Source organism: Microbacterium sp. H6 (assembly GCF_003314775.1).
GTDB lineage: Bacteria > Actinomycetota > Actinomycetes > Actinomycetales > Microbacteriaceae > Microbacterium > Microbacterium oxydans.
Map to the genome: position 1 here is coordinate 19,266 of NZ_QOAY01000289.1, position 13,580 is coordinate 32,845.

Annotated in this window: 16 protein-coding genes; 11 read left to right on the plus strand and 5 right to left on the minus strand. The window is 66.1% G+C overall.

Features of this window, described 5'->3' with window-relative positions; genetic code table 11:
• Window positions 1–249: 249 nt before the first annotated feature.
• A complete protein-coding gene (locus DSP71_RS18765) occupies window positions 250–807 on the plus strand; it encodes a recombinase family protein (protein WP_113681804.1) in 558 nt (185 codons plus the stop codon).
• 49 nt (window positions 808–856) lie between these two features.
• Entirely contained in the window at window positions 857–1,255 is a 399-nt protein-coding gene (locus DSP71_RS18770; protein WP_147251397.1) for a hypothetical protein, read from the plus strand.
• A 28-nt stretch (window positions 1,256–1,283) separates the two neighbouring features.
• On the opposite strand, the gene DSP71_RS18775 is transcribed toward DSP71_RS18770, so the two are convergent.
• Both DSP71_RS18775 and DSP71_RS18780 read right to left on the minus strand, forming a co-directional pair.
• Entirely contained in the window at window positions 1,284–1,994 is a 711-nt protein-coding gene (locus DSP71_RS18775) for a DUF3800 domain-containing protein (RefSeq protein WP_257022323.1), read from the minus strand.
• Between the two features lie 77 nt (window positions 1,995–2,071).
• Window positions 2,072–3,130 (minus strand): toll/interleukin-1 receptor domain-containing protein, encoded by a 1,059-nt coding sequence (locus DSP71_RS18780; RefSeq protein ID WP_113681807.1) that lies wholly within the window; start codon window positions 3,128–3,130, stop codon window positions 2,072–2,074.
• A gap of 126 nt (window positions 3,131–3,256) precedes the next feature.
• Here DSP71_RS18780 and DSP71_RS18785 point away from each other — a divergent pair, with 126 nt between their 5' ends.
• Window positions 3,257–3,577 carry a hypothetical protein gene (locus tag DSP71_RS18785; RefSeq protein WP_113681808.1) on the plus strand — a complete coding sequence of 107 codons (321 nt, stop codon included), beginning with the start codon at window positions 3,257–3,259 and terminating at the stop codon, window positions 3,575–3,577.
• Here the strand turns inward: DSP71_RS18785 and DSP71_RS18790 are convergent.
• Window positions 3,574–3,852, minus strand: coding sequence for a hypothetical protein (locus DSP71_RS18790; RefSeq protein WP_113681809.1), 279 nt, complete (start codon window positions 3,850–3,852; stop codon window positions 3,574–3,576). The two genes, DSP71_RS18785 and DSP71_RS18790, sit on opposite strands and share 4 nt — an antisense overlap.
• A complete protein-coding gene (locus DSP71_RS18795; RefSeq protein ID WP_147251398.1) occupies window positions 3,849–4,904 on the minus strand; it encodes a site-specific integrase in 1,056 nt (351 codons plus the stop codon). Before DSP71_RS18795 ends, DSP71_RS18790 begins: the two co-directional genes overlap by 4 nt.
• Before the next feature lie 328 nt (window positions 4,905–5,232).
• On the opposite strand from DSP71_RS18795, the gene DSP71_RS18800 reads away from it, so the two are divergent.
• Entirely contained in the window at window positions 5,233–7,830 is a 2,598-nt protein-coding gene (locus DSP71_RS18800; protein ID WP_113681814.1) for an Rne/Rng family ribonuclease, read from the plus strand.
• On the opposite strand, the gene DSP71_RS18805 is transcribed toward DSP71_RS18800, so the two are convergent.
• Window positions 7,795–8,061: a DUF4031 domain-containing protein gene (locus DSP71_RS18805; protein ID WP_113681811.1), complete on the minus strand. Its 267-nt coding sequence runs from the start codon at window positions 8,059–8,061 to the stop codon at window positions 7,795–7,797. The two genes, DSP71_RS18800 and DSP71_RS18805, sit on opposite strands and share 36 nt — an antisense overlap.
• 246 nt (window positions 8,062–8,307) lie before the next feature.
• On the opposite strand from DSP71_RS18805, the gene rplU reads away from it, so the two are divergent.
• The 7 genes from rplU to nadD all read left to right on the plus strand — a co-directional run bounded on the left by rplU (window position 8,308) and on the right by nadD (window position 13,440).
• On the plus strand, window positions 8,308–8,616 hold the full coding sequence (gene rplU, locus DSP71_RS18810; protein ID WP_028501602.1) for a 50S ribosomal protein L21: 309 nt from the start codon (window positions 8,308–8,310) through the stop codon (window positions 8,614–8,616).
• Between the two features lie 18 nt (window positions 8,617–8,634).
• Window positions 8,635–8,892, plus strand: a complete 258-nt coding sequence (rpmA, locus tag DSP71_RS18815; RefSeq protein ID WP_028501603.1) for a 50S ribosomal protein L27 — start codon at window positions 8,635–8,637, stop codon at window positions 8,890–8,892.
• Window positions 8,893–8,993: 101 nt separating this feature from the next.
• On the plus strand, window positions 8,994–10,493 hold the full coding sequence (gene obgE, locus DSP71_RS18820; protein ID WP_046749240.1) for a GTPase ObgE: 1,500 nt from the start codon (window positions 8,994–8,996) through the stop codon (window positions 10,491–10,493).
• Window positions 10,490–11,275 carry a glutamate 5-kinase gene (proB, locus tag DSP71_RS18825; RefSeq protein WP_046749239.1) on the plus strand — a complete coding sequence of 262 codons (786 nt, stop codon included), beginning with the start codon at window positions 10,490–10,492 and terminating at the stop codon, window positions 11,273–11,275. Before obgE ends, proB begins: the two co-directional genes overlap by 4 nt.
• Window positions 11,276–11,284: 9 nt before the next feature.
• On the plus strand, window positions 11,285–12,538 hold the full coding sequence (locus DSP71_RS18830; protein WP_113681812.1) for a glutamate-5-semialdehyde dehydrogenase: 1,254 nt from the start codon (window positions 11,285–11,287) through the stop codon (window positions 12,536–12,538).
• Between the two features lie 65 nt (window positions 12,539–12,603).
• The gene (locus DSP71_RS18835) at window positions 12,604–12,828 is read left to right on the plus strand and encodes a hypothetical protein (protein ID WP_021198522.1); all 225 of its coding nucleotides are present in this window, start codon (window positions 12,604–12,606) and stop codon (window positions 12,826–12,828) included.
• 6 nt (window positions 12,829–12,834) lie between these two features.
• The gene (nadD, locus tag DSP71_RS18840) at window positions 12,835–13,440 is read left to right on the plus strand and encodes a nicotinate-nucleotide adenylyltransferase (RefSeq protein ID WP_021198523.1); all 606 of its coding nucleotides are present in this window, start codon (window positions 12,835–12,837) and stop codon (window positions 13,438–13,440) included.
• Window positions 13,441–13,580: the final 140 nt, after the last annotated feature.

A 13,580-nucleotide genomic window follows, 5' to 3' on the forward strand; every position in this document is an offset into this window, starting at 1 on the left:
CACGCACAGCCGAGCGTGTGGATGGCCGATACCGATGACCTCGATGTGCTCGCATCGCTCCGATGCCGGTTCGGGAGACAATACGCGCCGAGGGAGTTCGTCGCTATCAGACACTGACCGGCGTTGAGTGTCCGTAAACGATCATCTACGGACACTCAACGTAGCGCTCCGAAATCTCGGCGTGTCGTCGTCCAAAACTCGTGTACGAAATCTATGTAACTCCAGCACCGTTTCTGTTACATTTGATCCATGAGCACTCGACGCATCGGCATGGGCCGCGTATCCACCACCGATCAGAACCCTGAGTCACAGCACGACGCTCTGACCGCAGCCGGGTGCGACAAGGTCTATGTGGAGAAGTACACCGGCACCAAGTCCGAGCGCCCCGTGTGGTCCATGGTCCGTGACCATGTACTCACCGAGGGCGACACTCTCGTCATCACCCGGCTGGACCGTCTGGGCCGATCCACCAAGGATCTCCTCCAGATCGCCGCCGACCTCGAAGCGCGAGGCATCAACCTCGAAGCGACCGAGCAGCAGATCGACACCACGACGCCGGAGGGGAAGTTGTTTTTCACCATGGTGGCCGCGTTCGCAGAATTCGAGCACAGCATGATGCGCGCCCGCACGATGGATGGACTCGCAGCAGCTCGTGCACGTGGTCGCAATGGTGGACGTCGAGCCAAGCTCACCCCGCAGAAGGTCGCTGACATCCGCGAGCGCGTCGAGAAGGGCGAGTCGATCACCGACATCGCCGCCTACTTCGACGTGAGCCGCCCGACGATCTATCGGGCGCTCAGTGCCTGAGATCCACCGAACCGAGGTGACGATTCGGAGCCTCGTGGCATCGGTTGTAATGCTGGGCATCATCACCTCCGCCGCCGCTTGCGCACCGACCGCGACCGGGCCAACGCAGCCAGTGGAAGAGCAAGCGAGCGTCACCCTCGCTCCTCACCAGGTTCGCTCGTTCATGATCGACGGTACGGGCTCCGTTGAGAGCAACACGGACTATTCGACCACGACGCTATCCATCGACGTCACCAAGCTGGACAACTCCATCGCGAGCGACATGGGCGTCGCGATCATGTTCGGTGACGTGCGGTGCGAGAGCCGCCGCCCCTTCTCGGTGTACGCCGCCGACCAGATGGGCGGGAAGCTGTTCGAAGGTGAAGCCGGTTACCACCTGCTAACGTGCGAACCGTTCACGCCTGCTAGTGAGTTCGCGGATCTCCCTCCCGGTGAGGTGGAGCGATGATGTCGGCGCAGCCTGTCGGGCACGCGCGTTAGGGCCAAGAGCCAAGGGCGTAGAGCTTTCTCGATGTCTCAGCTCTCTTCCACAGCTCTTTCATGGCTGCCTCGGCGAGAGGGTTGCTCTCTTTGCCCGCTAGCCGGCGTCGGTAGAGAAATGCGAACACGTCAGCCGCCTGCAAAGCCCGCGAGCGATGGCTAGGCGCGAAGTGGATCGTATCGATGACGCGTTCTAGATTGGTGCGCATGTACGCGCCCGGCGTGCCGATCAGCTTGAAATCACTGAAGAGGTCGCGCATCTCGGCACTGTCGTGCCGTTCGTCAGCGATGACAAGCGTCGTACGCTTCCGCGCAATTTGCTCGACGCGTTGTAGCAGGTAGGTCAGCGCAACTCGTTCCGCGGAGTAGACCTCCGGGTAGTTTTGACGCGTCTGCTTACGCAGCAGCCGTTCACGTGAAACACCCTGCAGGACGATCCGCTGGCTGTGCCCGATCACAGCATCAAGCACCTCGGTGAAGATCCTGATGCTATCGTCCGCGGAGATACCTGCCCAGTCATTCTTCATGTGGAAGACGTCGTAGGCGTGGATCTCAGCCGTCCTCGGCACTCCAAGCTGTCGAGACGCCCGGGCCACGATCCCGTCTAGATCACGCGTCAGTCGGAGAACTCCCTTGCCCTTCAGGATCACGCCCGAGAACACGAAGAAGCCACCCTCGTCGGATTCATCCGTGTAGCAGAGCAGCATCTGCTCATAGTCTCGGATGGCCACCTCGCTACTTGGCGACACTCCGGGAACGGAATGAAGCACCGAGAGCATCTAGATCAGCGACGTCGGCGTACGAACGCCTTCAGCGCGGCCTCATAACGCTTGCTCACTGCCTTTGTGATCTCGAACTCAATGCGCATGGTTAGGTTGACGTTCTCGCCCGCCAACAGCCGAGCCGACATCCCATCCATGTTCTGTTGAAACTCGGAGACGAAGGCGTAGATAGCCTCAATCGGTTGCGCGGCATACTCAGCCAGAGCCTGGAGGAGTTCTCGACCTTCATCACTTCCTGTCGCTGTGCTCCGGATGCGGTTCGACCAGTCCAGGAGGGCCTGGTAGACGGCGATCATGCGTGATGCCAGGTGCTTGATAAGGGCGGGATCACCCGGCTCACCCGGAGCGCCGAGTGCTGCCACCTGAGCCGGGCCAAGCAACAGATCTTCAAAGCTCTGGGCGAGAGCGAGAAGTTGAGCTTGCTGAGACTGCGCGAACGCGACCAGCGCGTCTTCTGGGATGGTGTCAGTGGGCAAAGCGAACCGAAGTCGGTGATCGTTGAAGGCGTCTTGCCGTGCATCGATTCCCTCGCGGAGCCAGTACGCGAGGGCCAAGTACTCCCACGCCGGAGGGCGCTCGCCCAACATGGTCGCGAATTCGGTGTCCGTGCGCGGAACGCGCCCGTTGAACTTGCGCTCGCCCGACGTCGCCGGAGCACCCAGCTTGGCCTTCAGCGCGTTGGCCACCCCCGTGGGCGTCTCTCTGAGCCCGTCCAGATAGCCGATGGTGGATCTCACGCCGGGGAGCTCCGTCGAGTCCAAACGGACGGGAAGCAGGTACGGCGATGATTCCTGCATCGCTCGCGCAAGCACGCTCCGACGTTCGAGTCGGGTCCACGGCTTGGCGGCGTAATGGACCGAGACGAACATCATCGCGTACCGAGCGCGGCGCTCGTAGATGTCCGCGAAGAACTCGGGGAGGTCCACGCCCCACATCTCGGACTTGGCGTCCTCGTCATAGAACACCGTGAACCCCGACGCCTTCACCTGGGCGACCACGGCCTCAACAAAGGCGCGGTCCTCCCCAGCGAAGGTGACCGCGACGTCGTAGTCGTGCGACATGTGAATTCCCCCTCGTGAGTATCACGAGGCTACTAGGCGGTAGAGCCAATCCTGATCCCGAATCCCGAATAGAACGTATGTTCGACTCTTGCTACCCTCGATTTAGGTCGCGAGAGGAGGCTGACCGTGGGCGCGAGCGACCGACTGAAGTACGCCACCGACGTCCGCAGCGCGCGTGCCTCCGTCTCAGCAGCGGCCCGGCGCGGCCCGCTCCAGACCCTCTCAGATCGAGAATTAGCCCTGCGAGAGCATCCTGTCACGGTCTACCCGCACGCCTTGCAGCGGCGGGTGCAGGCGTGGGTGCGATTCGGCGCTGAAGCCGTGCGGGTGAATGCCAAGATCATGCGCTCCACGCCGCTCGCAGCCGGGATCGAGTTCCAGGGGGAAGACGAGACGTTCCGGTGCTGGGTGTGGGGGAATGCCGTGACCGTCAGCGAGGATGTTTAGCCCTCGGCGGCATCGCGCTCCGCCTTCCGTGCCGCTCTTGCAGCCACACCGAGAGCACTGGCCTTCCGGGCGCGCTCGCTACGGGCGGTGCTATCCCGCTCGAACTCGATCACTCGATGCACCTCGTTGGCCAGCTCGATGACGAGGCCGACATCCGAGCGAAACGCTGCCTTAGCCTCCGCCCAGAGGGCCGCGAATTTTGACTTCATCCGCGCGTCTGCCTCTCGCTTCTCTTCCTCTCGCAAAATCGCGTCAAAGTCCCGGGGCTCAGTCACGAGAACGCCTGCGCCATCTTCTCGACCAGCGCACGGTCGCGCTCACGGCTGGCGTGCTGGTAACGGAGCGCCGTTCTCATGTCGGAGTGTCCGCCCCTCTGCATGATCTCGGCCAACGTCGCGCCGGTCTTGCCGAACTCGGTGAGGGCGAGATGGCGGAGGTCGTGAATCGTGAAGGCGTCCAGTCCTCGGGACCCCCGGATCGAGTCGAAGATCCGGCGCGCGGTGTCGTAGTGCATCCGGCCTCCGCGGCTGTGGGTGAACAACGGCTGGTGCATCACCCGCTTGCACTCCTCCAGGTGGATCTTGATGGCCTCCCGGGACTGCGGGAGGAGCGAGAGGTGGCGGATCTGATCGGCATGGGCCTTCGTGCCCTCCACCATGGTCGTGCCGACCACGTGGGCCTTGACCGTGATGTCGCCGTTGCCCAAGTCCACGTCCTCCACATTGAGCGCGAGGGCTTCACCGATGCGGCATCCCGACCCGGCGAGCACCCAGAGGAGGGCGCGCTCCTGGTTGTCCGCTGCGGCCTCCACGAGGACGTGGAAATCCTTGATGCTCCACGTAGGCCTCCGCTTCGATTTCGTCGCGCTGACGCCCTCCAGGACGCACGGGTTGGAGGTGATCTCCTCCATGATGACGGCGCGGCGCATGATGAGGGACAGCACGGCGTACCGCTGGCCGTTGCTCGGGGAGCCCTCAGGCAATACGTGGTTGAACCACCGGTCCACATCACGGGATCGGATGTCTCGGAGCTTCATCTGGCCGAAGGTGGGGATGATCCAGCGCTGGAGCATCGAGTTGTAGTTGGTCCAGGTGCTCGGGCTGACGCGGCGCTTACGGTCCAGGACGGTGCGTTCCGCGAAGGTCACGAACAACTCTCCACCCTTGGCCCTGTCTTCAATCACCCTCGGGAGGCGGCCCTGGCTGCGCTCCAGGCGGGCCTGTGCGATGACTAGGTCTCGCTCCTCCGGGGTCTCGTAGTAGCCCAAGTCATCGTGCTTCTGGGCGGCGGGATTCCAGATCCTCGCGCGGTGCTTCTTGGTGGACACAATGTGCTCCCTTCTGACCGTGTTACGTCTGAGAGAGAGCCGCCGAACACCTTCGGAGCGGGTGATTTTGGCCCACCGCCTTCGGCCCACCACCCCGACATGCCATGTGCCGACTGGGAAGTAGGCGGTTGGCGTGCAGCGTGCGATAATGGCCTGTGATGCGATGAACGGCGTTTGCCGCGACACGCGTCGAGAAGACTTCGGGGTCCAATGCCCCACGCGATCAGAGCCATGAGCCGGTCGCAGACCGAGTGAGTTCGCGGAACCCGCGGGTACCGCATGAGATTTCACGGGGCACCTAGTGTCCCGTGCAGGGAGTAAGCCAGAGATGGCCGATGAGAACAATGACAACAACGCCCCCACCCTCGACTTCCCGGCTGACGCCGCGGGAGAGCTGACGGAGCCCACCGCTCCGGATGTCGACGGCCCTGCAGAGGCGTCGATCGAGGGTGACGAGAACTCCGACGCCGCTGAACGGGCCGAGGACGCCGCTGCCGATGCTGTGGCCGCCGGCTACGCCGCGGCGGACGATGCCGCGGCTGCTGCCGACGATGCCGCTGCCGCGGCCGATTCCGTCGCTGATGCCGTGGCTGAGGCGGAAGCCGAAGCTGCCGCTGACGCGGAAGCGGCTGCCGAGGCCCAGGCTGCTGCTGAGGCGCTCGAGGTGCCGGAGGGGGAGTCCGCCGTCGCGGAGAAGCCCTCGGAAGCCGGAGTCGTCGAGGAAGCCACCGCAGAGGAGTCGGTCGCGCAGTCGACGACCGCCGTCGAGGCGACCATCACCGAGGAGGAAGCTCCGGCCGCTCCCGAAGCTCCGGGTCTGGTGACTGCTGTGTCGCTCGGTCTGCTTCCCGAGGTGTTCGTCTCGCAGGTCTCCACACAGCTGCACTTCTACGCGCCTGAGATCGTCCCGCTCCCCGCGCAGCCGGGGCGCGAGCGCATCTTCGACCGGATCGCCGAGCGCGAGCAGTCGCAGGACGAGCCCGCGGGTCGCGGCCGCGGCCGTCGCCGCCGTGGCGGTTCCGAGGGTGACGACCAGCGCGAAGAGCCGCGTCAGCGTCAGCGCGTCGTCGAGTACATCACCGAGCCGAAGGCCATCAAGGGATCCACCCGCCTCGAGGCGAAGAAGCAGCGTCGCCGGGACGGGCGTGACGCTGGTCGTCGTCGCCCCGTCGTGACCGAGGCCGAGTTCCTCGCACGTCGCGAGTCCGTCGACCGCAAGATGGTCGTGCGCTCCAAGAACGGCCGCACGCAGATCGGTGTCCTCGAAGACGGCGTGCTGGTCGAGCACTACGTCGCCCGGAACCAGGACGCGTCGTTGATCGGCAACGTCTACCTCGGACGCGTGCAGAACGTGCTTCCCAGCATGGAGGCCGCGTTCGTCGACATCGGTCGTGGACGCAACGCCGTGCTGTACTCCGGCGAGGTCGACTGGGACGGCGTCGAGACGGGCAACCAGCCGCGCCGCATCGAACTGGCGCTCAAGCCCGGCGATCGCGTGCTCGTCCAGGTCACCAAGGACCCGGTCGGACACAAGGGTGCTCGTCTCACCAGCCAGATCTCCCTGCCCGGCCGCTACCTGGTCTACGTGCCGGGCGGTTCCATGAACGGCATCAGCCGCAAGCTTCCCGACAACGAGCGGGCACGCCTCAAGCGCATCCTCAAGGAGGTGCTGCCGGAGTCCTCCGGGGTGATCGTCCGCACGGCGGCCGAGGGTGCCACCGAGGACCAGCTCACTCGTGACGTGCAGCGTCTCACCTCGCAGTGGGAGCACATCCAGAAGCAGGTCGAGAACCAGCAGGCGCCCGCGCTCCTGCACGCGGAGCCCGACCTTCTCGTGAAGATCGTCCGCGACGTCTTCAACGAGGACTTCACCAAGATGCTCATCCAGGGCGAGGATGCGCAGCAGACCATCCGCGCCTACCTGGAGAGCGTGGCTCCCGACCTGCTCGAGCGCGTCGAGGCGTATGAGGACGAGACCGATCCGTTCGATGCGTTCCGCATCACGGAGCAGATCGAGAAGGCTCTCGATCGCAAGGTGTGGCTGCCCTCCGGTGGCTCGCTCGTGATCGACCGCACCGAGGCCATGACGGTCGTCGACGTCAACACCGGCAAGTTCGTCGGCTCGGGCGGAAACCTCGAGGAGACGGTCACCAAGAACAACCTCGAGGCAGCGGAGGAGATCGTCCGCCAGCTGCGCCTGCGTGACATCGGCGGCATCATCGTCGTCGACTTCATCGACATGGTCCTGGAGTCCAATCGCGATCTCGTGCTGCGGCGCCTGATCGAATGCCTGAGCCGCGACCGGACCAAGCACCAGGTCGCCGAGGTCACCTCGCTCGGGCTCGTGCAGATGACGCGCAAGAAGCTGGGGCTCGGCCTGCTCGAGACCTTCAGCGAGGCCTGCGAGGTCTGCGCAGGTCGCGGCGTCATCGTGCACCACGACCCGGTCGTGAAGCACCGCTCCAACGGCAACAACAACGGCGGCGGCAACGGGCAGAGCGGGCGTCGTCAGCGCGGCGGCGGTGGCAACGGGAACGTTCAGAACCAGAGCGCTCCGGCTGCCTCCGCGGTCACCCACAGCATCACGGAGGGGGCGAAGTCGGCCCTCGCGCAGATCGCCGCCTCCACCATCGCTCCGGCGGCGGATGGGGCGCCGGAAGCCGAGGCGGCCGACGTCACGTCGGAAGCGCCCGCAGGTGCCGATCGTCCGAAGAAGGCTCGCAAGAAGCGGGGCGGCGACCGCAAGGGCCCGAAGTCTCCCGCCGAGGCGCTGCTCGACTCCGTCCTCGACGCTCTCCCGGAGCCGAAGGCGCCGGGTCAGGGGCGAGGACGTCGTCGGGTGAGCACAGCGGCGCTCACCGGCACGCCCGTCTCGGTGAACAACGAGCCGTCAGCGCCGGTCGCGGCTGCGGACTCGGAGTCCTGAGGCGATCAGTCGGCGCACCAGCTCCTTGCCCGTGACGTGCTGGGCGCCGGCGGCGACGAGCCGGGGGATGGTCTCCTCCGGCACGTCGTAGTGGTCGAGATCGAAAGCGCGTGCGGCGACGTCGTTCTCGCGCGCGAACGCGTGCAGCTCGTCGAGGCTCTCGTCGCTCACGAGGTGCGCCCACAGGCGTCCGTGGGCGGGCCAGAGCGGGTCGTCGACGAGTACGGTCACCCTTTCAGCCTAGGTCCGCGCCGGTGGGGCAGGGGCTGCTGGAGCGAGCCGCGATGTACGGACCCACCTCGCTTTGCGACACCGACCCGCATCCGGTAAAGTAGTCCCTTGGTGCGTATGCCGCGTCGTCCTCGTCGGTCGAAGCGGAGAGCCTTGCGTTCGCGCCCGCCGTTCCACGGTGCATGCAAGCAACAGTCTTCCCGTGAGATCTCGGAGCCGCGAGCTCCCCAACGAAACAGGTATGAAGTGGTTTACGCAGTAGTGCGCGCCGGTGGGCGGCAGGAGAAGGTCGAGGTCGGCACGATCGTTCAGCTCGACCGTGTCAAGGCTGCCCAGGGCGAGAAGATCGAGCTGGCCGCGGTGCTGCTCGTCGACGGCGCCACGGTGACCACCGACGCTGACTCGCTGGCCAAGGTCAAGGTCACGGCTGAGGTCATCGGCAACCTCCGCGGCCCGAAGATCATCATCCAGAAGTACAAGAACAAGACCGGCTACAAGAAGCGCCAGGGCCACCGTCAGGAGCTCACGCGCGTCAAGATCACCGGCATCAAGTAAGCCAGAGGGGACTAGGACATGGCACATAAAAAGGGCGCAAGCTCAACCCGTAACGGTCGTGACTCCAACGCTCAGCGCCTCGGCGTGAAGCGCTTCGGCGGTCAGCAGGTCCTCGCCGGCGAGATCATCGTCCGCCAGCGCGGCACGCACTTCCACCCCGGCGTCAACGTCGGCCGTGGCGGCGACGACACGCTGTTCGCTCTGGCCGCCGGTGCGGTCCAGTTCGGCGCGAAGGGCGGCCGCAAGGTCGTCAACATCGTCGCCGCAGCTGAGTGATCACAGCGCGACACTAGTTATCCGGTTCGGGGCGGGCTTCGGCTCGCCCCGTCCGTGTATCTGCACACCGAAACACCACTCACATACAGGGGAATCCGCACATGGTCACGTTCGTCGACACCGTCACACTGCACCTTCGTGCGGGTAAGGGCGGCAACGGCTGCGTTTCCGTGCACCGCGAGAAGTTCAAGCCGCTGGGTGGTCCCGATGGAGGCAACGGCGGCGACGGCGGAGACGTCGTCCTCGTGGCGGACCCGCAGACCGGAACGCTGCTGTCGTACCATCACTCGCCGCACCGGTCCTCCGGCAACGGCGGTCCCGGCATGGGCGATCACCGTTCCGGCTTCCTGGGTGAGACGCTCGAGCTCCCCGTGCCGGTCGGCACCGTGGTGAAGAACACCGCGGGTGAAGTCCTCATCGACATGATCATCCCCGGCGAGCGGTTCGTCGTCGCGAAGGGCGGGATGGGCGGGCTCGGTAACGCCGCTCTCGCCACCCCCAAGCGCAAAGCACCGGGCTTCGCCCTGCTCGGCACGCCCGGATACGAGGGCGACGTGGTCCTCGAACTGAAGACGGTCGCCGATATCGCTCTCGTCGGCTACCCGTCCGCCGGCAAGTCGAGCCTGATCGGCGCGATCTCGGCGGCGCGGCCCAAGATCGCCGACTACCCCTTCACGACCCTGCACCCGAACCTCGGCGTCGTTCAGCAGGGCGACTTCCGCTACACCGTCGCGGACGTGCCGGGTCTCATCGAGGGCGCCAGCGAGGGCCGCGGGCTCGGTCTCGAGTTCCTGCGCCACGTCGAACGCTGCTCCGCACTGCTGCACGTGCTCGACTGCGCGACTCTCGAGCCGGGGCGCGATCCGATCTCCGATCTCGACGTCATCCTCGCCGAGCTCGGCGCGTACGAGGTCCCCGAGGGGCAGACTCCGCTGCTCGAGCGCCCGCAGCTCATCGCGCTGAACAAGATCGATGTGCCGGAGGCGCGCGACCTCGCCGACCTCGTCCGCCCCGATCTCGAGGCTCGTGGGTTCCGCGTGTTCGAGATCTCCACCGTCTCGCACGAGGGGCTGCGCCCTCTCACCTTCGCACTGGGTGAGCTGGTGGAGAAGGCCCGCGCCGAAGCGGCGCTCGAGACACCGCCGGAGCGCGTCGTGATCCGCCCGCGTGGTTCCAAGAAGGACTTCACCATCCGGGTCGAGGGCGGCACCTACGGCAACGTGTACCGCATCCTTGGCGAGAAGCCGGTCCGCTGGGTGCAGCAGACCGACTTCCAGAACGAGGAGGCCGTGGGCTACCTCGCGGATCGACTCGAGAAGCTCGGCGTGGAGGACGAGCTGTTCCGACTCGGCGCCGTGCAGGGGTCGACCGTCGTGATCGGCGAGGGCGACAGCATCGTGTTCGACTGGGAGCCCACCATGACGTCCGCCGCCGAGGCGATGGCCGCGCCGCGCGGAACCGACCCGCGTCTGGCTCCGAACGCACGCCGGACCACCTCCGAGCGCCGTGAGCAGTACTACGAGCGCATGGACGCGAAGGCCGAAGCCCGCGCCGAGGTGGAGACGCAGCGTCTCGCCGCGTACCGCGAGGACGGCGAGTGACAGCACGCACCCGCGCGGACCTCGCCACCGCGTCCCGCATCGTCGTCAAGGTCGGGTCGTCCTCGATCAGCGGGGACTCCTCATGGCGGATCCCCGTCATCGTCGAAGCCCTGGCTGCGGCGCACGCGCGGGGGATCGAGGTCGTGCTGGTGTCGTCGGGTGCCATCGCGTCCGGCATCCCCTTCCTGCGGCTGGATGCTCGTCCGACCGACCTCGCGACCCAGCAGGCCGCGGCCGCCGTCGGCCAGAACATCCTGATGTACCGCTATCAGGAGTCGCTGCGTCCGTTCGACATCGTCGCGGGCCAGGTGCTCCTGACGACCGGTGACCTCGAGAACCCGACGTCGCGTTCCAACGCCCGTCGCGCGATGGAGCGCCTGCTCGGCCTGCGCACGCTTCCGATCGTCAACGAGAACGACACGGTCGCGACACAGGAGATCCGCTTCGGTGACAACGACCGGCTCGGTGCGCTGGTCGCTCAGCTGATCGAGGCGGACGCCCTCATCCTGCTCAGCGACATCGAGTCGCTGTACACGAAGCCTCCGACCGATCCCGGCGCCGAGCCGATCGACGTGGTCGCGCCGAACGCCGATCTCACCGGCCTGGAGTTCGGGGCGACCGTCGTCAACAGCGTGGGCACCGGGGGAGCGGCGACCAAGGTCTCCGCCGCCCGTCTTGCCGCGGCGTCTGGCATCGGTGTGCTGGTCACCAGCGCCGACCTCGTCGCGCAGGCCCTGGCCGGCGCCGAAATAGGGACCTGGTTCGAGCCGGCCACCTCATAAACTGGGCGGATGACCGACCAGACCCCGCAGGTGCGCCTGGAGCGCGCCAAAGAGGCCTCTCGCGCCACGGCTGCACTCACGAGCGATGACAAGGCGCGAGTGCTCGAAGCGATCGCTGTGGCGCTGAGCGATTCCGCTGTGCAGATCATCGAGGCGAACGGTCGTGACATCGCCCGCGGACGCGCGGAGGGCATCGGGGAGTCACTCATCGATCGGTTGCGTCTCGACGAGAAGCGTGTCGCGGCACTGGCGGCCGCCGTGCGTGAGGTCGCCGCTCTCGGTGACCCGGTCGGGCGCGTCGTCGGCGGCCACCGGATGCCCAACGGTGTCGCCCTCGAGCAGGTGCGCGTACCTTTCGGCGTCGTCGGCGCGATCTACGAAGCCCGCCCCAACGTGACGGTCGACATCGCCGCTCTGGCGCTGCAGTCGGGCAACGCCGTCGTGCTGCGTGGCGGGAGCGCCGCCCGGGAGTCGAACACCGTGCTCGTCGACGTGATGCGGCGGGCGGTGGAGAGTGCAGGGCTCACAGCCGAGGCGATCCAGACGATTGACGACTTCGGCCGGGACGGCGCGAAGGCGCTCATGCACGGGCGAGGGTTCATCGACGTCCTGGTGCCGCGGGGAAGTGCCGGCCTCATCGAGACCGTCGTCACCGAATCGACCGTGCCTGTGATCGAGACCGGGGCAGGCAACGTTCACATCTTCCTGGATGAGACCGCCCCGGACGACTGGGCGAGCGACATCGTCGTGAACGCCAAGGTGCAGCGGCCGAGCGTGTGCAATGCGGTGGAGACCGTGCTCGTGCATCGACAGGCGGCACCGCGTCTGATCCCGCTGGTGGCCAGCGCGCTGCAGAGCGAGGGCGTCGCGATCCACGGCGATGACATGGTCGTCGGCCTCATGTCGAACGTGATCCCCGCCACAGAGGAGGACTGGAAGACCGAGTACCTCAGCCTCGACATCGCGATCAAGGTCGTGGAGTCCCTGGACGAGGCGCTCGACCACATCCGCCGCTACAGCACGGGTCACACGGAGTCGATCATCACGACCGACACGCGCAATGCGGAGCGCTTCCTGGCCGAGGTGGATTCCGCCGTCGTGATGGTGAACACGTCCACCCGCTTCACGGACGGCGGCGAGTTCGGCTTCGGCGCGGAGGTCGGCATCTCGACCCAGAAGCTGCACGCTCGAGGGCCGATGGGCGTCGCAGAGCTGACCAGCACGAAATGGCTCGCGCGTGGGTCGGGGCAGACCCGCGGCTGAGGGCTAGACTGGGGGACGCTGTACCTCACAGGATCCCGAACAGCACGCCACGAAACGGAGTCAGGATGAACCTCGTCGCACAGATCGCGATGGCCGCTGCCGAAACAGAGCACCACGGCAACGTCGCGCTCGAAACGGTGATCTTCGGAGCCATCGCTGCGGTCGTGTTCGCCTTCCTCGGACTGGTGACCTTCTCCTACAAGAACGTCGCCAACCGCCACTCGGCCAAGGCCGAGGCCTGGGCCGCACAGCACGGCAAGGACGGCCACGAGGCGGGACACGGCCACTAGGCCCCCATGAACGACGCTGCGACCACGCGCCCCCCGCGCATAGGTGTGATGGGCGGCACGTTCGACCCCATCCACCATGGCCACCTGGTCGCAGCCAGCGAGGTGGCGAACTCCTTCGGCCTCGACGAGGTGGTGTTCGTTCCCACCGGTCACCCGTGGCAGAAGTCGGGCGTCTCGCCGAGCGAGCATCGCTACCTCATGACGGTGATCGCCACCGCGTCGAATCCGCAGTTCACCGTGAGCCGGGTCGACATCGACCGTGAGGGGCCCACCTACACGATCGACACGCTGCGCGATCTGAAGCGTGATCGCCCGGATGCGGACCTCTTCTTCATCACCGGAGCCGACGCCGTGGCGCAAATTCTCAGTTGGAGGGACCATGATGAGTTGTGGGAGTTGGCCCACTTCGTCGCGGTCTCGCGCCCGGGACATGTCCTGAGCACCGACGGCCTCCCGAGCGACAACGTCAGCCAACTGGAAGTGCCGGCGCTGTCGATCTCATCGACGGACTGCCGTGAACGCGTTCGCGACGATCAGCCGGTCTGGTATCTGGTCCCTGATGGGGTCGTTCAGTACATAGCGAAGCATCATCTGTATCGGAGCAAGGCATGAGTACATCGGATCGCCAGGAGCAGGGTCCGCTGACGCGCAAGCAGCTGCGGGAGATCCGTCTGACGGGTTCGACCCCCGTCATCACCAGCGAGGAGGCCGCCGCCGCGGCGGAAGCCGCGCCCCCCGCGCCGCCGCTGCCT

Coding starts and splice junctions, on each gene's coding strand:
- DSP71_RS18765 (WP_113681804.1), top strand. CDS start 250: ATGAGCACTCGACGCATCGGCATGGGCCGCGTATCCACCACCGATCAG.
- DSP71_RS18770 (WP_147251397.1), top strand. CDS start 857: ATGCTGGGCATCATCACCTCCGCCGCCGCTTGCGCACCGACCGCGACC.
- DSP71_RS18775 (WP_257022323.1), bottom strand. CDS start 1,994: ATGCTGCTCTGCTACACGGATGAATCCGACGAGGGTGGCTTCTTCGTG.
- DSP71_RS18780 (WP_113681807.1), bottom strand. CDS start 3,130: ATGTCGCACGACTACGACGTCGCGGTCACCTTCGCTGGGGAGGACCGC.
- DSP71_RS18800 (WP_113681814.1), top strand. CDS start 5,233: ATGGCCGATGAGAACAATGACAACAACGCCCCCACCCTCGACTTCCCG.
- rpmA (WP_028501603.1), top strand. CDS start 8,635: ATGGCACATAAAAAGGGCGCAAGCTCAACCCGTAACGGTCGTGACTCC.
- obgE (WP_046749240.1), top strand. CDS start 8,994: ATGGTCACGTTCGTCGACACCGTCACACTGCACCTTCGTGCGGGTAAG.
- DSP71_RS18830 (WP_113681812.1), top strand. CDS start 11,285: ATGACCGACCAGACCCCGCAGGTGCGCCTGGAGCGCGCCAAAGAGGCC.
- DSP71_RS18835 (WP_021198522.1), top strand. CDS start 12,604: ATGAACCTCGTCGCACAGATCGCGATGGCCGCTGCCGAAACAGAGCAC.
- nadD (WP_021198523.1), top strand. CDS start 12,835: ATGAACGACGCTGCGACCACGCGCCCCCCGCGCATAGGTGTGATGGGC.